General features: G+C 44.7%; 19 protein-coding genes. 5 read left to right on the top strand and 14 right to left on the bottom strand.

The features are described 5' to 3' along the window. Position 1 precedes the first annotated feature (1 nt). Positions 2-325 carry a YkgJ family cysteine cluster protein gene (locus KEM09_RS14365; protein ID WP_212229336.1) on the bottom strand — a complete coding sequence of 108 codons (324 nt, stop codon included), beginning with the start codon at positions 323-325 and terminating at the stop codon, positions 2-4. Between the two features lie 199 nt (positions 326-524). Between KEM09_RS14365 and KEM09_RS14370 the strand changes: the two genes are divergently transcribed. From KEM09_RS14370 to KEM09_RS14390, 5 genes are all read left to right on the top strand, one after another. Beyond that, positions 525-6,062, top strand: a complete 5,538-nt coding sequence (locus tag KEM09_RS14370) for an alpha-2-macroglobulin family protein (protein ID WP_212229338.1) — start codon at positions 525-527, stop codon at positions 6,060-6,062. A gap of 181 nt (positions 6,063-6,243) precedes the next feature. Next, positions 6,244-6,621: a PH domain-containing protein gene (locus KEM09_RS14375; RefSeq protein WP_212229340.1), complete on the top strand. Its 378-nt coding sequence runs from the start codon at positions 6,244-6,246 to the stop codon at positions 6,619-6,621. Positions 6,622-6,645: 24 nt separating this feature from the next. Next, the gene (locus KEM09_RS14380) at positions 6,646-6,798 is read left to right on the top strand and encodes a hypothetical protein (protein WP_212229342.1); all 153 of its coding nucleotides are present in this window, start codon (positions 6,646-6,648) and stop codon (positions 6,796-6,798) included. Between the two features lie 91 nt (positions 6,799-6,889). Continuing rightward, positions 6,890-7,387 (top strand): GtrA family protein, encoded by a 498-nt coding sequence (locus KEM09_RS14385; protein WP_212229343.1) that lies wholly within the window; start codon positions 6,890-6,892, stop codon positions 7,385-7,387. 106 nt (positions 7,388-7,493) lie between these two features. Beyond that, on the top strand, positions 7,494-8,771 hold the full coding sequence (locus tag KEM09_RS14390; RefSeq protein ID WP_212229344.1) for an NAD(P)/FAD-dependent oxidoreductase: 1,278 nt from the start codon (positions 7,494-7,496) through the stop codon (positions 8,769-8,771). Positions 8,772-8,862: 91 nt separating this feature from the next. Here the strand turns inward: KEM09_RS14390 and porQ are convergent, their stop codons facing one another. The 13 genes from porQ to purH form a co-directional block, all read right to left on the bottom strand. Continuing rightward, a complete protein-coding gene (porQ, locus tag KEM09_RS14395) occupies positions 8,863-9,894 on the bottom strand; it encodes a type IX secretion system protein PorQ (protein ID WP_212229345.1) in 1,032 nt (343 codons plus the stop codon). A 47-nt stretch (positions 9,895-9,941) separates the two neighbouring features. Then, positions 9,942-10,436 (bottom strand): YkgJ family cysteine cluster protein, encoded by a 495-nt coding sequence (locus KEM09_RS14400; protein ID WP_212229346.1) that lies wholly within the window; start codon positions 10,434-10,436, stop codon positions 9,942-9,944. Further along, positions 10,426-11,316 carry a DMT family transporter gene (locus tag KEM09_RS14405; RefSeq protein ID WP_212229347.1) on the bottom strand — a complete coding sequence of 297 codons (891 nt, stop codon included), beginning with the start codon at positions 11,314-11,316 and terminating at the stop codon, positions 10,426-10,428. The genes KEM09_RS14400 and KEM09_RS14405 overlap by 11 nt, the downstream gene beginning before the upstream one ends. Positions 11,317-11,385: 69 nt before the next feature. Continuing rightward, positions 11,386-11,961 (bottom strand): pentapeptide repeat-containing protein, encoded by a 576-nt coding sequence (locus KEM09_RS14410; protein WP_212229348.1) that lies wholly within the window; start codon positions 11,959-11,961, stop codon positions 11,386-11,388. Positions 11,962-11,964: 3 nt separating this feature from the next. After that, entirely contained in the window at positions 11,965-13,248 is a 1,284-nt protein-coding gene (locus tag KEM09_RS14415) for a type II restriction enzyme (protein WP_212229349.1), read from the bottom strand. Then, on the bottom strand, positions 13,241-14,074 hold the full coding sequence (locus tag KEM09_RS14420) for a DNA adenine methylase (protein WP_212229351.1): 834 nt from the start codon (positions 14,072-14,074) through the stop codon (positions 13,241-13,243). The genes KEM09_RS14415 and KEM09_RS14420 overlap by 8 nt, the downstream gene beginning before the upstream one ends. A gap of 130 nt (positions 14,075-14,204) precedes the next feature. Next, complete coding sequence (locus tag KEM09_RS14425) at positions 14,205-15,509, bottom strand: KamA family radical SAM protein (RefSeq protein WP_212229353.1); 1,305 nt, start codon at positions 15,507-15,509, stop codon at positions 14,205-14,207. Between the two features lie 290 nt (positions 15,510-15,799). Then, on the bottom strand, positions 15,800-17,221 hold the full coding sequence (rodA, locus tag KEM09_RS14430) for a rod shape-determining protein RodA (protein WP_212229355.1): 1,422 nt from the start codon (positions 17,219-17,221) through the stop codon (positions 15,800-15,802). Beyond that, positions 17,199-19,013: a penicillin-binding protein 2 gene (mrdA, locus tag KEM09_RS14435; protein WP_244825035.1), complete on the bottom strand. Its 1,815-nt coding sequence runs from the start codon at positions 19,011-19,013 to the stop codon at positions 17,199-17,201. Before mrdA ends, rodA begins: the two co-directional genes overlap by 23 nt. Before the next feature lie 45 nt (positions 19,014-19,058). Further along, positions 19,059-19,577 carry a rod shape-determining protein MreD gene (gene mreD, locus KEM09_RS14440; protein ID WP_212229359.1) on the bottom strand — a complete coding sequence of 173 codons (519 nt, stop codon included), beginning with the start codon at positions 19,575-19,577 and terminating at the stop codon, positions 19,059-19,061. Then, entirely contained in the window at positions 19,570-20,400 is an 831-nt protein-coding gene (gene mreC, locus KEM09_RS14445) for a rod shape-determining protein MreC (protein WP_212191894.1), read from the bottom strand. Before mreC ends, mreD begins: the two co-directional genes overlap by 8 nt. A 154-nt stretch (positions 20,401-20,554) precedes the next feature. Then, on the bottom strand, positions 20,555-21,580 hold the full coding sequence (locus tag KEM09_RS14450; RefSeq protein WP_212191895.1) for a rod shape-determining protein: 1,026 nt from the start codon (positions 21,578-21,580) through the stop codon (positions 20,555-20,557). A gap of 12 nt (positions 21,581-21,592) precedes the next feature. Beyond that, complete coding sequence (gene purH, locus KEM09_RS14455) at positions 21,593-23,182, bottom strand: bifunctional phosphoribosylaminoimidazolecarboxamide formyltransferase/IMP cyclohydrolase (RefSeq protein ID WP_212229361.1); 1,590 nt, start codon at positions 23,180-23,182, stop codon at positions 21,593-21,595. Between the last annotated feature and the right edge of the window lie 395 nt (positions 23,183-23,577).

Genomic DNA, 23,577 nt, shown 5'->3' on the forward strand with positions numbered 1-23,577 from the left:
ATTAAATCCTATTCTCATTACACCACTTCCAATGGTGCTCATTAACCGGGTAATTGCGGCAGATGCCGGCCCGTGCTTCGTACACGCCACACGAGAAACTACCATTGTTGACGTTTAGGAAGATGCAGTCGCCATTGGCTTTATGCTTTAAAAAGTGCCCGTCGGCATAGGAGTGACCCATGGGCTCGGTGAAGTCCTTACGGTGAAGGTGTGTGAAGTTTTCCAGGGCCGTCATTTCGGCATCGTTCAGTTCAACAAATGGGAAATTGCGGCAGCAAACGCCACAGTGCTGACAGATAGTGGATGAAATAGTGTTGTTTTCCATAAGGCAATGCATCTAATGAGAATTCAAATTCTGCGAATGGAAACAAAATGCTTCATGGTTTAATTGGGTATCCATCCATGACAAAGATACACGAGTTTTGCTGGTTTATTATTGTTGACTCCATAAAAAACTTTGGGCTTTTGTATTTAGAGTATCTTCTCTTTATTACCTTTAAACAAAATATTTTTACCTAGAAACTATGGTTAAACGCGTATTGCTCTATGCCGCTGTTATAGTGGGTATAGTAATGATGAATGCTTGCCAGAGCAAGCCCGACAAAACGACTGAGGAAGTGACTTTTAATAAGAAAGTCAGTGCATTTACTTCCGGCATCATCTCCAATGAAGCCAGTATTCAAATACAGTTTGCAGAAAAGCTGCCGGCTGTTGAACCTGGGCAAAAGGCCGACAAGGGAATACTATCCATGCGGCCATCCATCAAAGGTCAGCTGGTGTGGCTTGATGCGCATACGCTTCAGTTTCGGCCCGAAGAACGCATGCCATCGGGGGCACAATTCGAAGTAGAAGTTAAGCTGCCGGAGCTGTTTGCCGATGAGAAGGAGTCGTTTAAGTTTAGTTTCTCAACCATAGAGCAAAACTTCAGGGTGCAGCCACTGGGCCTGGAGCCCGATGCGGCCGATGACCTCAAGGTGAATACTTATCGTGGGCGCATCACCACGGCCGACCATGTGGAGAACGATGCCCTTGAAGCCTTGTTGAAAGCGTCGCAGGATGGTCGTGCTTTAGAGATAGAGTGGGAGCACCAAAGCAGTGAAAAGCAGCATGCGTTTGCTGTTAGGGGCGTACAGCGTAGCGATCAGAGCAGTATGCTATTAATGGAGTACAATGGTAAGGCCATTGGTGTTGATAAGTCAGATAGGAGTGAAGTGGAAGTGCCTTCGCTCACCGATTTTAAAGTCACCGATGTGCGTGTGGTGATGCAGCCCGATCAGCATGTGCTGGTCGTGTTCTCCGATCCGCTCGATGAACGCCAGAACATTAAGGGACTTATCGATATTAGCGAGGCCTCTAAATTGCGCTATGTGATTGAGCGCAATCGCGTAAAGGTGTATCCATCCTACCGTCTCACCGGTTCACATAAGGTCACTATTTCCGAAGGTATTAAAAACATACTTGGCTATGCCCATCAGGCCGAAGAAAGCTACGACATGGTGTTTGAAACGCCCAAACCCGAAGTGCAGCTGATTGGTAAAGGCACTATTCTGCCGAGTTCCAGTGGCTTAACGTTTCCCTTTAAAGCGGTTAGTGTTAAATCGGTGCAGGTGCGTATCATCAAGATATTTGAAAACAATGTGGCCAACTTCCTGCAGGTTAATCGCATGGACGGGCAGTACCAGCTGCGTCGTGCCGGCCGACTGATATACAAGCAGACTATCCGCCTCGATAACGACCGTTCTCTCGACCTGACGCAGTGGAACACCTTTTCGTTAAACCTGGCCGACCTGATAACACCTGAGCAGGGTGCTATCTACCGTGTGGAGTTGAAAATCAGAAAGCAGGATAGCGTTTATCCTTGCGGAGATGCGGAAGCAACCGAGGCAACTGAAGAGGAAGGAGGCATCACCGAATCAGACATGGCCTACTGGGATCAACCAACGGAGTACTATAGCTCTTACTGGGATGGTTATGATGATTATTACTACGATTGGCGCGAGCGCGATAATCCTTGCTCGCCCATGTATTTCCGCAATAAAGTCATCAGCCGTAATATTTTAGCATCCGATATTGGTATTATTGCCAAGCAGGGCACGGATAAGGAAGTCGTGGTGGCCGTAACCGATTTACGCACGACGCAGCCTTTGGCCAGTGTGGAGGTAGAGATTATGAACTACCAGATGCAGGTGGTGGGTAGCACCCGCACCGATGCGCAAGGAATGGCGCGTATTCCGGTATCACAAAAGCCCTTCTTGCTGATAGCTAAAAACGACAAGCAGCGAGGCTATTTACGACTGGATGACGGTAGTTCGTTATCATTAAGCCGTTTCGATGTAAGCGGACAGGTCGTGCAAAAAGGCATGAAAGGGTTTATTTATGGTGAGCGTGGCGTATGGCGTCCGGGCGATACCTTGTTTGTGTCGTTTATGCTGGAGAACAAAGGGGAGCAGTTACCCAAAGAACACCCCATCGTGTTTGAGTGGGTCAATCCGCATGGGCAGACCATTAATCGGCAGGTGCAGGGGCTGAATGATAACAACATCTATGTGTTTAAAACGCAAACCAGCCACGATGCGCCTACCGGTATGTGGCGGGCACGCATCAAAGTGGGCGGCAGTACCTTTGAAAAAGGCATGCGGGTAGAAACCATTAAACCCAACCGTCTGAAGATTAGTCTTGATTTTAATACCGATCTATTGTTGCCTGGTGAGGCGGCTCATAGCACGCTTGAGGCCAAATGGCTGCATGGTGCCATTGCCCGCAACCTGAAAGCCGATGTAAAGGTGACGCTCAACCAAAGCAGAACCAGCTTTAAGAAATATGGCGATTACCATTTCGATGATCCCTCGCGGCGTTTCGATTCGGAAGAAAACACCGTGTTTGAAGGCCGCCTGGATGAAAATGGAAAGGCCATTGTTGATGCGGCCATTGATGTGAAAGAAGCTGCTCCGGGTATGTTAAAGGCCTCGTTTATGACACGCGTGTTCGAAGAAGGTGGCGATTTTAGTATCGATCGCTTCTCGGTACCTTATGCGCCTTACCCAATTTTTGTTGGGGTAAAAGCACCCAAAGGGGATAAGCGTGGCATGCTGTTAACCGATACGACGCATACTGTCAATGTGGTGACCCTATCACCTAAAGGCGAGCCCATGACCGTTCGAAACCTTTCTTACTATGTATATAAAGTAAGCTGGCGCTGGTGGTGGGAGTCATCATCCGACGATTTGGCCAACTATGTGGGCACGCGCCATCAGAACCTGGTAGCCAGTGGTAAAGTGAATACTACTAATGGAGAAGGCCAGTTTGGGTTTAGGGTTAACTATCCCGAGTGGGGACGCTACCTGATTCGAGTGGTGGATAATACCAATGGTCATGCTACCGGCCAAACGGTGTATGTCGATTGGCCGGGATTGGCCGGCAACAGCCGCGGCAGTGATCCAAGTTCTGCCAGTATGCTGGCTTTTAATGCCGATAAAGAGAAGTACCAGGTTGGCGAGCAGGCCACCATCAGCTTCCCGGCATCCGGACAAGGACGTGCGCTGGTCAGCATTGAAAATGGCAATAAAGTGCTGAAGAGCTGGTGGGTCGATCCTGTAAAGGGGGAGAACAAGTTCAGCTTCGAAGTAACACCCGAAATGACGCCCAATGCATATGTGCACCTGACGCTCTTGCAGCCGCATGCGCAAACGGTGAACAACCTTCCGATACGCATGTATGGGGTTATTCCTCTGATGGCCGAAGATCCTCAATCACACATTTATCCGGAGATTAAAATGCCTGATGAGCTTCGTCCGGAGAAAGAGGTGAAAATTAAAGTGAGTGAGCGCGATGGCCGGCCAATGACTTACACGCTGGCCATTGTGGAGGATGGTTTATTGGACTTAACACGTTTTAAAACACCTGTTCCATGGAACCATTTCTATGCCCGCGAGGCCTTGGGGGTTAAAACGTGGGATCTGTTTGATGAGGTGATTGGCGCTTACGGCGGTAAGATTGAACAGATTTTCAGTATTGGTGGTGATGGTGAGCTGGCCGGCAAGAAAGGTAGTCAGAAAGCCAATCGCTTTAAGCCGATGGTGAAGTTCTTCGGCCCATATGAATTGGGGAAAGGCGATACCGAGACGCATACCTTCACCATGCCACGCTATGTTGGTTCGGTGCGCACCATGGTGGTGGCTTCTTCGGGCACAGCCTATGGCGAAGCGGAAACAACCACGCCCGTTCGTAATCCGTTAATGGTGCTGGCTACTTTGCCAAGGGTGTTAGGACCTGATGAAACCGTTGAACTACCGGTCACCGTTTTTGCCATGAAAGAAGGGGTGAAGAACGTAAAAGTGAAGGTGGAAACCAATGAAAAGCTGACTGTTGAGGGGAGCAATGAACAAGCGCTGACCTTTGCTCAAATAGGCGAGCAGGTAGCTACGTTCAGCCTGAAAGTGAATCCGCAGATGGGTGTTGGTAAAGTAAAAGTAATAGCCACATCTGGCGGCGAAACAGCAGTGGATGAGATTGAGATTGAGGTGCGTAACCCGAATCCGCCATTGACCACGATTCAGAGTGCTATTGCAGAAAAAGGTAAGAGCATAGCCATTCCATACCAACTGCCTGGCATGGCCGGCACCAATAAGGCGACCCTGGAAGTATCGGCACTACCGCCGCTCGATTTTGGACGTCGATTAAAGTACCTGTTGCGCTATCCGCATGGATGTGTGGAGCAGACCACTTCGGCCGCGTTCCCACAATTGTATTTGGCCGATGTCATTCAGAATGGGGAAGTAACCGCCGAAAAGACAAGCACCAATGTGAAGGCAGCCATTAATAAGCTGGCTGGCTTTATCAGAAACGATGGTGGCTTAAGCTACTGGCCAGGTTCCTACGAGTCATCGGATTGGGGAACGACCTATGCCGGTCATTTTATGCTCGAAGCCGAAAAGAAAGGCTTTAGTCTGCCGGTTGGATTTAAAAATAAATGGATTCAGTACCAAAAGAAAAAGGCCCGTCAATGGCGACGTAACAGTACATACAGAGGCCGAGATTTGGCGCAGGCCTATCGCCTGTACACATTAGCATTGGCTGGCGAGCCCGAATTAAGCGCCATGAACCGTATGCGTAATCAGTCGGGCTTATCGACCCAAACGACCTGGCGGCTGGCCGCTGCTTATGCACTGGCTGGCCATCAGCAAGTAGCGCAGGAGTTGATTGATGCCACATCGATGAGTGTGATTAATCAGCGCGATAACAGCTACACCTACGGCTCGGAAGAACGCGATATGGCCATGATTATGGAAACCTTGGTACTGATGGGAAAAAGGAAAGAAGCTGCTGAACTACTACAAGGGCTGTCGAAGTCTTTATCATCTCAGCAATGGATGAGCACGCAAACCACTGCTTATTGCTTGTTGGCAGTATCTAAGTTTGTGGGTGATTCGGGCGTTAGTAAGGAATTTAAGTTTGAATGGAATGCCAATGGCAAGGGTACGAAAGTGAACTCTCAGTTGCCATTGTACCAGGTTGAATTGGATGTTGAAAAGAGCACGGGAACCGTCAACCTCGATAACTTATCCGATGGGCTTTTGTATGCGCGTGTCATCATGGAGGGCATCCCGGCTGAGGGCGATAAAACGGTGAAAGCGTCTAACCTGCAACTGAATGTAGAGTATAAAACAATGAATGGTCAGGCCCTGGATGTATCTCAGCTGGCGCAAGGCACCGACTTTATGGCCATCGTAACCGTTAAAAATCCGGGTAACTTTGGCGATATTGAGAACCTGGCATTGACGCAGATTTTCCCTTCAGGCTGGGAGATACGCAATACCCGATTAGAAGACATTAAATCGGCGCACGAACTGAGCCAACCCGATTATCGTGATTACCGTGATGATAGGGTGTACTCGTATTTCGATCTGAACCGCGGTAAGCACAAACAATTTGTATTGTTACTCAATGCCAGCTATACCGGTCGCTATTATCTGCCGGCCACCAGCTGTGAGGCCATGTACAATAATGCAGTTTCAGCTCGTCAGCCCGGTCAGTGGGTTGAGGTGGTTAAAGCCGGAGAATAAATATAATACATTGGAAATAAGACCCTGGGAGCTTATCACAGGGTCTTATTCAAATCTCATTAGTCATCATTTCGTGCTTGTTAATCACAGAAATTAACCCCTTCGTCAACTCAAATAGAACATTGAGCTAACTATTGTCCATATCTGTTAATTTTAAAATCAGATAACCAGCTACTTAACTATGGGACTTTTAAATGGGATATTAGGACATGCCGGTGAAGTATCAATCGAGAAACTTAAGGAGGAATTTCATCCCATTCTGGTTGAAGGGGAGATGCTGGAAAAAGCCTATAAAGTACTCAGGGATATGTGGGTGTTTACTAATAAGCGACTCATCCTGGTGGATAAGCAAGGGGTGACCGGCAAAAAAGTAGATTACCAGAGCATACCTTATCGTTCCATTGTTCGCTTTAGTAAAGAAAGTACAGGCCTGTTTGATTTGGATGCAGAGCTTAAAATATGGCTTTCAGGTTCAAGTGAACCCATTGTTAAAGAGTTTAGTAAAAAGACCAACGTAAATGAGGTGTACCTCTTAATGAGCAAGTACATTTTAGAATAAGAACCTAACCCAAATAGTTGTTAAATGGCTAAGCAAAAGGAACCAATAGAGCCACGTTTTGTGGATAATGCCAAAGATCGTATGATGATGCTGTCTTTTATGGAAAAGTTGAAAGATGTGTTATTGTTTATTTTGGTGGCCGCTGTACTTACCTGGATTGTGGTGGCAGTCTTATAGTGATGAGTGTCCCACGTGGACTTAAAGTAATTAGTTTGAAAATTCTCTTACTTTCATAATTATGCTAGTTTTGCTGCATATTTGTTGAAAGATGACATTCCTGAGTAAAACAATTTTATCTCTTCTCGATTGGTTTTATAAGCCGTTTAGCAATTATCTGCCACGGCAAACCTTTAACTATGCTGCTTGTGGCGGTGTCAATACAGTGTTTGATATATTGCTTTACTTTATTACTTATAACTACATCCTCGATAAGCATATTGTGCATACAGGCATTGTGGCTATCAGTCCGCACATTGCAGCTTTTCTATTTGTATTTCCAATTACTTTTACCACTGGGTTTTTATTGTCCAAGTATATCACTTTCACTGAATCTAACTTGCGAGGAAGGGTGCAACTGTTTCGCTACGGACTAACCGTTGTTGGCAGCATTCTTTTAAACTACATTTTATTGAAGCTATTTGTTGAAGTGGCTGGTTTATACCCTACTTTATCAAAAATTTTGACAACAATTATTGTGGTAGGTTACAGTTACGTTTGTCAAAAGTATTTCACCTTTAGAATTAAGATACATCCCCACGAAAGTTAAAGGCCGAAGCATAATTATCCCCTTTAAGATAAATTAACGAATAATTTCTTCAATTCGTTAAACTTTCTTTCAGTACTACTGTTTTCATGGAAAAGCAAAATACACCATGGAGAACAACTTCAATCTGCCCCGTAATAATAAGAAGCGGGTGGTTATCATCGGCGCCGGATTTGGCGGCTTAAAACTAGCCAGAAAGCTAAGTGGCTCACCTTATCAGGTGGTGGTCATCGATAAACAAAACTTCCACCAGTTTCAACCTTTATTTTACCAGGTAGCAGCATCGGGCATCGAACCCAGTTCTATTTCGTTTCCGGTAAGGAAGATCTTCCAGTCGCATAGTAATCTACATTTCCGCACCACAGAGTTGTTGTCGGTTAATACAGACGAACAGCAAATACAAACCAAAGCTGGTGTGTTGCACTACGATTATCTGGTTTTGGCTAATGGCGTTAACACCAACTATTTTGGGTCGGTTAACCTGGAGAAATACAGCTTGCCCATGAAGAGTACTGCCGAAGCCATCAATTTGCGAAATCGCATCTTATCGTCTTTTGAGCAGGCCAACTTGACTGAAGATACAAATGAACATGCCAAGCTGTTGTCAATTGTGATTGTAGGAGGAGGGCCAACCGGCGTGGAGCTGGCTGGTTCTATTGCCGAAATGCGCCGCTATGTGTTACCCAAGGATTATCCGGAACTAGATTTCAGTCAAATGAAGATTATGCTGTTTGAAGCCGGACCCCGTTTGTTAAATGGCATGTCGGACAGGGCAGGGAAGAAGGCACTGGAGTTTTTAAAGCGCTTAGGTGTTGAAGTGCATTTGGATACCCGCATTGATGATTATAATGGTGATAAAATAAGCCTGTCGGATGGCAAAGAGTTGTATACGCGAAATCTGATTTGGACCGCTGGTGTCAGTGGTCGCATTACGGAAGGTATTAACGGGGAGTTGTATGTGAGAGGTAACCGCATAGCTGTTGACCGGTATAATCGTTTGCAGGGCTTTAATACTATTTTTGCTATTGGTGATGCTTGTTTGCTACAGGACGATGAACGGTATCCCAACGGTCATCCGCAGGTAGCACAGGTCGCCATTCAGCAGGCGGCTAATTTGGCCCGTAACCTCACCAGCCAAAAAGAATGGAAACCTTTCAGGTACACTGATAAAGGTAGTTTGGCCACCATTGGTCGAAATATGGCAGTGGCTGATTTACCAGGGTTTCGTTTCTCCGGGGTATTTGCCTGGATGCTCTGGTTGTTTGTGCACCTCATGGCCATTGTAGGCGTGAAAAATCGCTTCTTTATATTCGTCAACTGGGCACAAAGCTATTTCTCTCGCGATCAGTCATTGCGCATCCTTATTTCGCCTTACAGGAAGAAATAAAACCGTGCAGATACAGATATAAATTAAGTTTTGGAGCTTTTATTGATAGTTGTCGGTTGTTAGCAGCCGGCAGCTTTTTTTTTGCTTTTAATTAGCGGCGGAAGTTGCCCAGGTTGGTTGAAATGCTAAAATGATTGCTTGAGCCAGCCAGGTGGTAACGGGCAGAGCCATAGGCAAAGTGGAATTTATATACCCGAAAGCCAAAGCCCCACGAAAAACCTGTTGTCGACATTTTTTCATTAATGCCCAGCTCTTGACGGCGACGGTGATTATAGCCAACGGCCACATAAAAATTATCCGATGGCACCAGTTCAACTCCCACAACCATGTGACGCATCAGCTGGTCAAATGCATTCCCGTCATTACCTTCGCCTTCAATGATATCACCATTGCCATCACTGACTTTGTATTTCATGTTCCAGTCGAATAAATCCTGTGCGGTCAGTGAAAAGCGAAAGGGTGCATGAGCCAGTTTTTTACTGATACCTATCTGCAGGTCTGTTGGCAGAGGTTCGTAAGTATCGTTGTAAGTGGTTATTTGCGAACCAATATTTTTTAGGGTGAGTCCGGCTGAGAAAAGTCCGTCAGTTGAGGTGTACAGCACACCTAAATCAGCCGCCAAACCAAATGAATTATATTGCTCCAGGTTGGAGATAATAGGTTTTAATGAGATACCTGCCATTAATCTCGGCGACAGCGCTTTTGAATAGCTAAGATTAATGGCATATTCGGCTGCAGAGAAAGTCCCCTGTAGATTACCGTCAATATCGGCCCGGTCAAAGGTGCCATAATTAATGGCATGAACACTAATACCAAAGGTCCCAACACTTTCGATGTGATGAGCGTAGCCTGCATAGGTCATTTTGATATCGGCTACATAAGGAACGTAGTTAAACGTTAGCGACTGATGCAGTTCACTGGAAAGGTTGGCCGGATTATGGAACACCAGACTGACATCTTCAAGGTTCATGCCTACCTGGTTGCCCCCTAACGCACCAACTCGGGCCGAATTGGTTAGGTTCAAAAAGTCATAGGTGTTGCTACCGGCTTGCTGGGCATTGGCAGATGAATGGTTTGCCAATAGTACAATGGCAGCAATTAGTATGACTGATAGTGTTTTCATTGTAAGTTCTAAACGGCAAAAATATCAAAATAGTGTCCTAATCCCAATCATTTATCAAATATCGGTTTCAGGCCTTCAACCACATCAAATACTGCCGGGCAGATGAAGGTATTCTTATAGGTTAGGCCGGTTATCTGGTAGAAGCGTTTACGGTCGGTATGTGGGTATTCGCGGCAGGCCCTTGGACGCGATTCATACACCATGCAGTAGTTATCGGGCATTAAAAAAGGGCAGGGCGTTTCGCGAAATACATAATCACCGTCATCATCCAGTAACAGGTATTGTTCAATCACTTCTTTAGGTTTCATTTTGAGGTGATTGGCTAATCGATCAATGTCGCGGTCTATGACAATGGGGCTGATGGATTTACAGCAATTGGCACACTGCAAACAATCGGTGTACTCAAACACCTCGTGATGCAGACGCTGCGCTTCATCGTCCAGACTTTTTGGACGCTTCTTCTTGAGTTTTGCCAAAAATGCCTTGTTCTCTTTCGCCTTATTTCGGGCCTCCTGGTCTAATTTCTTTGGATCAAAATCCACGTCTGCGCAGTTTTAATTGAGAAACAAATACACCGCCAATTACCAATAAAATACCAATCATCATCTGAAGTGTAATCACTTCGCCTAATATAATCCAGGCCAGAATGGCTGTAAAAACCGGTATCATATTCACAAACACGTTGGCTTTGGTGATGCCAATGATACGCATACCATGCGTGAAGAAGATAAATGCCAGTGACGAGGCAACAACGGCCAGCATAACAACTGCATAGATGGACTCCATGGTTAATGGTTTAGTATTCAGCACTGGCAGGTCATATATCAAAAATAAAGGCAGGAAATAAAGTAGTCCAATGGCATTTTGATAGGTGATGATACTCACTGCGTTGTAGTTGCCGGGTACCTTCTTGAGCACCACTGAATAACCTAAAGCAGCAAAAACAGCCAAAAAAACCAACAATATACCATTAAGTGGCGCTGCCAATGAAAAGTCACCTTTGAAGATAAGTAGTAATACGCCAGCAAATGATACAATAATACCAAGTATATTGGCCCAGCTGATGCGGCTCTTAAAAAAGAGTTTATCGGTAATGGGAGCAAAAAGCGGGATGGTTGAAACGATAACTGCACCAACTGTAGAGGACACCAGTTCCAGTCCAAAGCTTTCACCCATGAAGTAGAGAAAGGGCTCAAAAAAGGCCAGTAGCAGAAACCATTTGAGGTCGGCTTTGCGCATGCTGACAAGCTGTCCTAACAGCTTTAAGATAATGGCAAGCAGACCGGCGCTGATGACTAAGCGCATCACAATAATGGTGAGCGGGTTGAATGAGATAAATGCCTGCTTGATCCAAACAAATGAAAAAGCCCAGCAAATCATCGATAAAATTAAACTACCCAGTACTTTGTAGCGTTCAAACATGGCACGATTTTTTGGTGAGCGCAAAGGTAGAAAAAAGCATCTCAGTAAATGCTGTCGGGTATCAGGTTTTTAGGGTTTAACGATTATCTGATACTTACGCAATAAACCAATGAGTTGTTGTGCTGAAAAGCTGGCTTTGGTGATGGTATTCACTTCCGGATCGATGGTGAAATGATAAGAATCTGACAAGTCAACTTTGGTGAGGTTGGTGCTGTCGAACAGAGCATTACTGAAATCGCATTGCTCAAACCTGGCTTTCTGCAAGTCTGCCTCGGCAAAGTCTACTTCATGCAGCTGGCAGTTGATGAAGCTGCAGCCCTTTAGCTTACGTCTGTAAAACGAGGCCAGACGAAGCTGACAGCTATCGAAAGAGGCCGTGAAAAACAGTTCGTTACTTTCATTAAACTGCAGCCCAAGCAGCTTACAGCTTTTAAACTGCACATCTCTAAATACCGTATGGCTGATATTGGCATTGCTGAGGTCGCAGTTAATAAACTGGCAGTCGATAAAGCTAAATTCACGCAGATCGACTTCGGTAAAGATACAGTTGGTAAACAGACAGTTCTCATATTCACCTTTGTCTAACTCTTGCTGAGTATAGTCAATGGAGCTAAAATCTTTTTCTTCAAAATAGGGTTTAATCATAGCTTAGCTTTCAATCTGTTCAAGCATCCAATTTACCCATTGGGCAATGGTGGAGGCTCTGCGATAGTAGGTCGCTTCCGAGTTGATATTATAGAGTTGTGACGATTGCATGATGCTGACAATTTCATCCTTACAAGGCATTTGACGCTGTTGCAGGTAGGCTTTGAACACTTCTTTAAATACAGTATGCGATAAAATCAGTTCAATAAACTGACGGGTTCGCCGGGCGATGGGTGCATCAAAGAGCTTTTCACCTGTTGCCGTTAAGAAAAACTCAACATCTCCGTTGATTTTCTGCTTACCAATTACACCCAGGTACCTGCCGGCATCGGTGTAATAATTGGTCTGACGTGCATCAAAAGCGTAATTGTCTGTTATAAATGTATGTTTGAGTGAGCCATGAATATGCAGTAGTTCACACAGGTTGATAAGTCGTTCAAAGGAATTAGCCTGAGGGAATGGGACAGAAGGCTCTATCACGCACGGGTTATTTCTGATTATATTCCTGATGCTTTCAATATCGATGGCCTCACCCGTAAAGGCATATCTTTTCTCTTTTACCTGTCGAATGGAATTATAGTCATCTGCCTTATCAAAGGTGTATTCGCGCAAATGAAAGAGGCCATTGGTATAGGTCAAAAAGATGGGGTGAATACGCTTTCGCGATTGGCCCGACCAAAGGCGGAATGGATAGTATAGTTGGCGAATCAGGAAATCATCAGACAGTACATTTTTGGCTTCGATGAGGTAAATGGCCTCTTTACCTTCATAGCCGGCATCAATTTCAAGCTGTGCATTATTAACAGACATGCTAATGCTGCCCGATGTTGTTGATATATTGAAGTTAAACACTGATGAGCCCATACGGCCATTGATAGTGGGGTAGAGCTGTGTCTCGCCGGTAAAGTCAGTCAGTATGCCGGCTATAAATGCACAATTGATAGCCGTTGATTCACTTGTGATGTTGTTGTAGTCGATGCTTTCTATGTGGTTTGGAAAGGCTACGTTGACAATTGGCGGATGATGGCCTTTGAACGCATGAAATATTGTGAAATCAGAGATGATATAGGTGCCGCGAGAGTTCGGCAGGATACCCAGTTGGTGCTTTTTAAAAATTTCCGGCAGTTGTGATGAATAGTCAAATTTGGTCATCAACCGGGCTTCACGATAACGGTTAATAACTGATGAACTTATCTCAAAATAACCCGCTTGCTTAATATGCTGAAGAATATCCAGTTCATAAAAGAGGCTGTTCCAGGCCTGGTCGTTTTTTGAGAGCTTACTCATAGTTGCGTATCAGCACTTCATCAATGGCACCACGTTTTAAGGCATTGGAGTTAATGGCCCGTGTTGCCTTAACAATTTGTATGTCATAGTCTTTGTAGAGCTCATGAATGACGGGTGTTGATGAGTTGGATAAAAGAAACTTAACGCCTTTGTCGTTCAGTTGGTGGCATACGTTGCGCAGCCGTTCCTGTTCGGCCAGGTCAAAACCACCCTTCACATAGCCAGTAAAGTTAGCACTTTGTGATACCGGTACATAGGGTGGATCGAAATACACGAAATCATCTTGCTGTGCCGATTCAACCGCCTTCTCAAAATCGCCGTTTAATATGGTAATATCATTGGCATTTAGAAACTCACTCACCGCTCTTATGGTCACATCATTAACAATGTTGGGATTCTTATACCGGCCAAAGGGGGCATTAAATTCTCCGGCACTATTAACGCGGTATAGCCCATTATAGCAGGTCTTGTTAAGGTAGATAATGCGCGATGCTTTTTTAATATCTGAGAGTTTGGCAAAAGACGCCTGACGATCCAGCGCTCTCAACTCGTAAAAGTAGTCCGACTCGTTTTTGTGCCTTTTCAGGTCTTTGATTAATGCTTCAGGATGGTTTTTAATCACCTTATAAACATTAATCAACTCAGGATTAAAATCATTAATAACAGCTTTGCCAGGTTGAATGTTAAACAGGACAGCTCCGCCACCCACAAAGGCCTCGTAATAGCAGTTGTATTGCCGGGGCAGAAGTTGATTAATAGCCGGTATCAGCTGGCGTTTGCCACCAACCCATTTCAAAAAAGGTGCTATTAAACTGTTCTTCTCCATCTGCTATTCTTATTTCTGATGCAAAGTAACAAAAAATGACTTTCTATTCTTGTTCTGTTGGTAACTTATCAGGACGAAAAAAGCAGAACCTCTTAGAAGTTCTGCTTGTCTTTTATATTGAAAGATGTGCCTATTTTAAGAACATATCTGAAAACTCCTGTTCAAAGAAAAATTCATCAGCACCAAAAGCAGGTACTAAATCATCCATCCACTTGGCTTGCGCATCGTACTTGGCAAAGAATGGGCGTGCTACCCAATTGCTTTCACGTCCCTGGATGAACTCAAGTGTGTACACCTTTTCACCTTTTATCTCTGATACGCCAACAATACGTACTTTACCAGGTGTGCATGACATACTTGGTCCGCGCACTGTACGGCAGATGCCACTTACATTCTGGTAGGCTTTTTGGAAAACTTTCCAGGCATCGGCCAATGATACACCAAAGTACTTCTGAGCGCCTGTATCACGTGCAATAAACATGTAATAAGGAATCAAGCCCAGGCTCACCTGCATTTGCCACATAGTAGACCAAATCTCAGGTTTAGCGTTGATGTTATTTAATAACGGCGATTGGGTACGTATTTGTGCGCCGGTAGCGCGTATCTTTTTAATGGCTGCCTGTACTGCTTCAGTTTCTAACTCGCGGTAGTGGTTAAAGTGCGCCATAAAGGCTAAAGAGATACCTGCATCAGTTACCTTTTTAAAGGCATTTAGCACTTCATCGGCATCGCTGTCGGTCAGGTAGCGATATGGCCAGAAACCTAACGTTTTTGAACCGATACGGATGTTTTTAAGGTGAGGAATATTGGCCTCCACCAAGGCGCTTAAATAAGCATCCAGCATTTGCCCCTTCATCACCATTGGATCGCCTCCTGTAATTAACAAGTCAGTAATTTCAGGATGCTGTTTCAGGTATTCAATAACGTAATCAATCTCCTTCATGGCGAATTTCATTTCGTCCATGTTGGTGAATTGAGGCCAGCGGAAACAGAATGTACAATAGGCGTGGCAGGTTTGTCCCTGGGCGGGGAAGAACAGCATGGTTTCATCGTATTTATGCTGAACACCTGTTAGTTTAACACCATTGAGTTCCGGCACATTGTATTCCATTTGCCCGGCAGGATGCGGATTCAGTTTTTCACGAATTTTGTTAGCTTCTATTTTTATGGTTGCTTTATCGGCACCACTTTTCAGCACTTTTGCCATATGATTGAAGTCTTCCTCATCAAGCATGCCTTTCTGGGGGAAGTTCAAAATGAATATTGGGTCTTCTTTATAATTATCCCAATCTATTAATTCATTAACAACATAGCTGTTAGTTTTAAAGGGTAAAACAGTTCCTACCACTTCAATGCTAAAGATGTCCTCCTCCGAAAGTCTTTCGATTTGTGGAATTTGTCGATAATTGTGCAGCGCATAAATTTGATACTTCATAGGCATTCTCCATTTTTATTGATTCGGCAAATTATGTGCGGAATCATTTGTTAAAATTCCGAAACCGGGCATTTTTGAACGTTGCTAACCTTCATTCCCACAGCAACATGACCGAAAGTCTCGGGGGGTTAAATCATTACAAATGATGTGCGGCAAAAGTACAACAATTATAATTTACAACAAAATCCTTGAACTATCAATTGATAATTTAATAAAGAATAAGATAGTCAGTTAGATAGCGTATGTTCGCTTCTTAAATAAGGAAAAGTGCTTACGATGATTAAGTATTTTTAACGTATTAGTTCGTTGCGATTGGTGTCAAGTTTCAGGAATACAAATAGTAAGAGAGTAAATCCCCACAGAGAGGAGCCGCCATAGCTAAAAAATGGCAGCGGGATACCAATTACCGGTGACAATCCAATGGTCATACCTATGTTAATGGCAAAGTGAAAGAAGAAGATGGCGGCCACACCATAGCCATACACCCTACTGAAGGTAGAATGTTGTTTGTCAGATAGATATAGTAGCCGGAGCAGCAGGGCAAGGAATAGGAGAACAACAGCAGTAGAGCCCATAAATCCCCATTCTTCACCCACAGTGCAGTAGATAAAGTCGGTAGATTGCTCGGGTACGAAGTTGAACTTTGTTTGTGTGCCCTGCAGGTAACCTTTTCCTGTTAAACCACCTGAGCCAATGGCAATTTTCGACTGATTAACATTGTAACCTGCTCCCAAAGGATCTTCCTCAATACCCAGTAACACATTGATACGTGTCCGCTGGTAATGCGACAGTACATCCTCGAAGAAGTAATCGGCAGTAAGTGCCAGAATAATAGCGCTCCAAAGAATTAATAAATAGGTGGGAATAAATTTATGGATGCGTTTTGAGATAGAGATGGACAAAAGGTAGATACTCACAAACAGGATGGCTGGAATCAATACATATTCCAAATCAATAGTTGAGTTGGAATATTCATACACTGCATAGCTGGCTCCCAATATAACACCTCCTATCACCAATGCTTTAAACAGATCTTTTCTAACGCCTTTAAAATAAAGAATACCAATAATGCTTAAGGCTATTAAGCCTAGTATGGTGGAGTTGGGTATGAGCAGCGTTAAAGTTGTTACAATACCGGCTATTAACCCAAAAGTCAGAATATAACCTGTTAAGCCTTCGCGGTAGAAAACAATGATAAACACGAAGTATACCAGTGCCGAACCGGTATCATTTTGTAAGAGAATAAGCAGCATTGGAAACAGTACCACCGCACTGGCCTTTACCAGATCGGTAAATTTTTTAAATGAGAATCCATAACGGCTCAGCGCCCTTGCAACCGCCAGGTTGGTGGCTACCTTCGATAGCTCGGCCGGTTGAAAGCGTATAGGACCAATCTCAAACCACGATTTGGCACCGTTAATTTCTTTACCAAACAGCAGCACTACCACCAGCAATAATATGGTAAAGCCGTAAAATATATAGGCAAATTCTACGTAAAACTTACTGTCGGTAATAAGTATCATGCCCACAAAAAGCAGCGAAAAACCAATCCATACTAATTGTTTAAAGTACTCTTTGCTGGTATCAAAAAACACCGGGTTCTCAGGATTAAAGTTAGCGGCATATATGTTTAACCAGCCAAAAATGACCAGCAGGCTGTATAGCCCCACTGTTATCCAGTCAATACTTTTATTGTAGCTTCTGTTCGGCATTGATTAAATCTCCTTCTAGCATGCGTTTTTCAATCCATTGACGATAAGGTGTCGAAATGCTGTCAGTTAAGTATTTTTCCACCATAAGGCTGGCAATAGGTGCTCCCCACCGGGCACCAAAACCACCGTTTTCAACATACACAGCAATGGCAATCTTCGGATCATCTTTGGGTGCAAAGGCCATAAAAATGGAGTGATCGTCTCCATGTGGATTTTGCGCTGTACCTGTTTTGCCACAAATGCTAATGCCCGGTATCTGGGCAATGCGCGCCGTGCTGCCGGCACCTCCCCAAACAGCCAATTCCATACCATTAACGATGGGTGCGAAATGCTGAATGTCTATATCTGTTTCGTGTATCTCTGCAAAGCGTTCATCTATCTCACTGTCTTCAATATCTTTGATGATGTGTGGTGTTAGAAAATGTCCTCTATTGGCTATCATGGCACCCATGTTGGCCATTTGCAATGGTGTTGTCAGTAGTTCCCCCTGCCCGATGGACAGCGAAATGACGGTGAGCGAACTCCAGCTTTTCTTATAGACCTTATCAAAATAATCAGCGTTAGGCACAAACCCGCGCACCTCATTCCTAAAATCGGAACCCAAGCGGTAGCCAAAACCAAATTTCACCAGGTAGTCTTTCCATACGTTAAAGGACTCCTGTATATTTTCGTATTTCGGATTATCCAGTATATTTCTTAGCTCGTAGCAGTAATAGGCATTGCAGGAGCATTGTATCGATTGAGTGAGGTTCAATGGTGAGTCATGCAGGTGACAGCCCACTGACAGCCCACGGGCAAAATAGCCCATAAAGCACTCGTGCGTAGTGTATGGCTTAAGCGTACCTTCCTGTAAACCAATCAGTGCATTGATGGTTTTAAAGGTCGAACCCGGCGGATAGGCTGATTGAATAGCTCTGTTGAGCAGCGGTTTTAATGAGTCGGTAAGCAGCACCGGAAAGTTCCTGGAGCGATCGCGGCCAATCAGCAGCGATGGGTCATAGTTGGGAGCGGACACCAGGGCGAGTATTTCACCACTTGAAGGTTCTACCGCCACAATACTGCCTATTTTATTTTGCATCAGCAATTCACCGTATTGCTGCAACTCTATGTCCAGCGACAGGGTGATGTTTTTACCGGCAATGGCAGCTGTATCGTGTTCACCACCTCTGAATGCGCCTTTCTCGCGGCCATGCACATCCACCAGCATGTATTTAACCCCTTTTTTGCCCCGTAATTCCTGTTCGTAGGTTTGCTCAATGCCGCTAATGCCCACGTAGTCGCCCTGTGAGTAATAGGCATCTTTCTTGAGCTGTCCTTCGCTGATTTCACCAACATACCCCAATACATGGGCAGCCGACGGATATTCGTACTTACGCAGGGTACGTCCCTGAACAAAAAAGCCTTTAAATTTATAAAGCTTCTCCTGAAATTCGCCGTATTGCTCAGCCGATAGCTGTTTCAGAAAGACCGAAGGTTTATAGGTGGAGATTTTGCGCGAGCGGATATCCTTACGCATCTGCACAAATCGTTCGCGTAACTGCTCAATGCTTAAGTCAAGCGACTCACAAAAATCAATGGAGTCGAAGGGTACAATATCGCGGGGTACCACCATCACATCATACACTGCCTGGTTGGATACCAGTAATTTACCGTTGCGGTCATACACCAAACCCCGAGATGGGTATTGTGTCACCTGGCGACGTGTATTACTTACTGCTGAAAACTTATAGGTTGGATCATGAACCTGAAGGATGAAGAGCTTAACAATAAATATAAGCCCTAATCCAACCATGATAGCCGCTATCAGTAATGTCCTGTTATTAATTCCTCCCACAGTTTACCTCCCTTGTTTTTTACCCTGACTAAATAGCTGAGCAACAATGATCAGTATTAACGTAAAAACAGTACTACTGAGTGCCCTTAATAGTGTTGAAAAGAAGTGTGTGAGTGAAAATACCTCAATGAAAAATAGGAATAGGTGATGACCCAGCACCAGTATGGCAGCATACCTTAAGAACCATCCAAGGCCATAGTAAGCCATGGTTGGAATGGTACCTGGCTGGTACTCTTCGCGTGGGGCAAACAAACGCAACACATAAGGTCTGAGGAAGCTAACAAACACAGTTGCCGAGGCATGCATGCCGGGTGTATTACTAAATAAGTCAACTGCCATGCCCGAAGTAAAACCTAGTAGCAGCAACAGCCAGCCCGGTGTTTCAAAAGGCAGGGTGATGATAAACAGTATGTACAGATAGGGGTTCACGTATCCGCTAAGCTGGATATTGTTGAGCACTAACACCTGTATAAGGGTGAAGAACACAAAATTGAACAGGTATCGTGGCAGGTAACTAATCATCTTCGGTCTCCTTTTCTAGCTTAATTTGTTCGTCCACTGAGCTGTGTCCAATAATTTCAACAAACGACAGGTTTTTAAAATCAACTGATAGTTTCACCTTGATGCGGTAAAAACTGGCTCCCTTTTCCAGTTCCACATTCTCTACATTACCCAGCAATATGCCTTCGGGGAAGATAGAAGAGTAGCCACTGGTAACCACCAAATCGCCCACATTCACTTCGGCATGACGCGGAATATCCAGCAGATACACGTACTGATACGAGCTGCCATCCCATTCTACTGAACCAAAGAAACCTGACTCCTTTAGTTTAGCCGAAATTTTGAGGCGGGTGTTGATAATAGAGATAACCGTTGAGTAATTATCTGATACGTTTTTGACAATGCCCACGGCTCCTTTATTGGAGATGACACCCATCTCGGGTTCAATACCGTTAAGGCGCCCTTTGTTGAGGGTGAGGTAATTAAAACGTTTATTGGTTGAGTTGTTAATCACACGGGCCGAACGGTAGATGTATTCCTGCATGCTCAGGCTGTCATACACCAGAGTAAAATAGTCTTTTGATGCACGAAACGATTCGGGCAGGCGACTGCGCAGATAGGCATTTTCGCGGGCTAAATCTTCGTTAATTTCACGCAGCATCAGGTATTCGGCACCGGCGTTATAGCTTTTAAATATGCCACCCGTGAGGGCATTGGAGGAAGAAAGGAACGTTGAACGTTGGTAGGCATTGTAGTTAAATACCAGCAGCAGACATACCAATTCAATGATGAGAAAGAGAATGGCAAAATGGTATTTGATAATAAAACGTATAAAGTCCCTCATGTATGGTTTCTGTTTTGCAACAGAAGCTGTTAGCTTCTAGCTTTTAAAATGTTCTCGACTCCGTTCGAACTGCTTTAATAGCGGCTCTATAGACGGAGTCGAGATGTATTTTACGCAGAAGCTTGCAGACTTCTGCCTGAAAACTTCTGCCTTATTATCTGATAAGGTATGGCAATATTCTGTGGCGGTTCTTAAGCGCAATGCCGGTGCCACGTGCCACTGCATGCAACGGATCTTCTGCAATGTGGAACGGGATGTTGATTTTATCCGATAAACGCTTGTCTAAGCCGCGTAACAGGGCTCCACCACCAGCTAAGAAAATACCGTTTTTAACGATGTCACTGTATAACTCAGGAGGCGTTTGCTCCAGTGCCGACAATACCGCTGTTTCAATCTTAGAGATAGATTTCTCCAGACAGTGTGATATTTCCTGGTACGAAACAGGTACCTCAATAGGTAAAGCCGTCATCTGGTTTGGTCCTTGTACAATGAAATCCTGTGGAGGCTCATCCAGCTCTGGTAAAGCCGAACCCACCTGAATCTTGATCTCTTCAGCTGTACGCTCACCCACCTTGATGTTGTGCTGGCGACGCATGTACTCCATGATGTCAGCCGTTAAATCATCACCGGCAATACGAATGGACTTATTTGTTACGATACCGCCCAGCGAGATAACCGCAATCTCGGTAGTACCACCACCTATATCCACCACCATGTTACCTTCCGGTGCTTCCACATCCAATCCGATACCCAGGGCGGCAGCCATAGGTTCGTATATCATGTGTACCTCACGACCACCGGCATGCTCCGATGAGTCGCGTACCGCACGAATCTCCACTTCGGTACTGCCCGATGGAATACATACCACCATGGACAGGGAAGGGGCAAAGAGGCGGGGCTTCTGATTAATCATCTTAATCATGCCACGTATCATTTGCTCGGCCGCGTTAAAGTCGGCGATTACACCATCGCGCAAAGGGCGGATGGTATAGATATTATCGTGGGTTTTACCGTGCATCTGGCGGGCCTTTTCTCCAATGGCTTCCAGCTTGTCGGTCTTGCGGTTCAGCGCTACGATGGATGGTTCGTCAACAACAATCTTATCATTGTGAATAATAATGGTGTTGGCTGTACCAAGGTCGATGGCTATTTCTTGCGATAAGAACGAAAATAGTCCCATTCAACTGTATTTTTAGTGTTTAAAATGACGTTTTCCTGTAAATAACATAGCCATACCAAACTCGTTGCAGGCCTCAATAACTTCCTCGTCGCGGATGCTTCCGCCTGGCTCCACAATATACTTCACACCGTATTCGTTGGCAGCTTCAATGCTGTCGCGGAATGGAAAGAAAGCATCTGAGATAACTACTGAGTTGGCAATGTCAACACCCTCTTTCATGTTGAAACGTGGCATGGTCAGCTGGCGCATACTGTCAAGGCGATTGGGTTGTCCCATACCGGCACCTGTCAGCCAGAATGAACCATCGGCCTGCTCAGTTACCACGGCAATCGCATTACTCTTCAGGTGCTTACACGCTGTAATACCAAATTTAGCCAGTTCCATTTTGGTGGCGTCAAACTGCTTCTCAGTTACGTTTTTGAAATCTGTGTCAACGCCTTCGTCTTCATCCTGTACCAGGATAGCACCACTTACCGAGCGAATCAGTTTCTCGCCGGTCAGTTCATTCTTGATTGGTGTTTCCAATAAGCGCAGATTCTTTTTCTTGCCGAAAATCTCCAATGCCTCAGGTGTGTAGGCAGGCGCAATAATGATTTCTACAAATCGCTTGGCAAACCACTCAGCAATCTCGCCAGTTACTGTATCGGTAAAACAGATGATACCGCCAAAGGCAGAGATAGGGTCACCGGCCCAGGCCAGTTCAAGCGACTTCATAATGTCATTGGTGACAGCCAGACCGCATGGGTTGAGGTGCTTCACCACGGATACAGCCTGCTTGCCTTCGATGTGCCCAACCGAGTGGTAGGCATCGCTGGCCGCTTTCCATGCAGCATCGGCATCCAGCATATTGTTGTACGATAGAGCTTTGCCTTGCAATACATTGGCATTGGCCAATGAGGCACCCTCTTTCACGTTGTTGTATTTGTAAATAGTGGCTTTCTGGTGTGGATTCTCACCGTAGCGCAACACATCGCCGTTGTTCAGGCTGATACGCTCCATATCTGCTTTATCCTTATTGAAGAAGTTGGAGATGGCTGAGTCGTAGTGAGACGATACGCCGAAAGCAGCAGCAGCAAATTTGAAACGGTCTTCTAATGTTGATTCGCCATTTTGCTCTTTCAAAATAGCCAGTAAGTCGGCATACTGGTCTTTCGAAGGCACAATAATCACATCCTTGTAGTTTTTGGCTGCACCGCGAATCAGTGAAATACCGCCGATATCAATCTTCTCAATGATATCCTGTAAAGGAGCGCCCGATGCCACAGTGGCTTCAAACGGATATAAATCAACAATCACCAGGTCAATTTCAGGAATCTCGTATTGAGCCAGCTGCTCCAAATCTCCTTCGTTATCACGACGGGCCAGTATGCCGCCAAATACCTTAGGGTGTAATGTTTTTACACGACCACCAAGTATAGAAGGGTAGCTGGTTAAGTCTTCAACGCGCTCACATGGCACGTCTAAACTCTCAATAAAAGCCTGAGTACCACCTGTAGAATAGATGGTAACACCTTGCTGGTGCAATGTTGTAATAATTTCATCCAAGCCGTCCTTATGAAAGACGGAAATCAATGCCGATTTAACCTTTTTTAAAGTATTCATTTATATCCGTTTAGTTCTTTCACGCAAAAATAAGAAAATAAGCAATGCCAACAAGGTGCTTTTTCAGATTAATTAGAACGATTTTAGATTAGTTTGAAGGAAAGAAAAACGACTCAGTCTTTCCAATTTGGGTAGTAATGTAATACCGATTTAATATCAAAATCAGCCTTTGGTCCACATACTCTCAAAGACGCTTTTGTTTATTATTGGCATTAACCATTGCAATTTCACTGTTTCGATTAAGGCTCACATTGAAATGCAATTGATACTTAAAATGATTTTACCGCCTTTTGCACGCACATCTCCTTAAGTGTATAACTCAAGGCATCAAAAAGCAGCATCAAAAAGGTGGATAAGGTTGGGGAGGGCATTTGTTAATGTTTTGTTACCTGTGG

The organism is Carboxylicivirga mesophila (assembly GCF_018271975.1).
GTDB lineage: Bacteria > Bacteroidota > Bacteroidia > Bacteroidales > Marinilabiliaceae > Carboxylicivirga > Carboxylicivirga mesophila.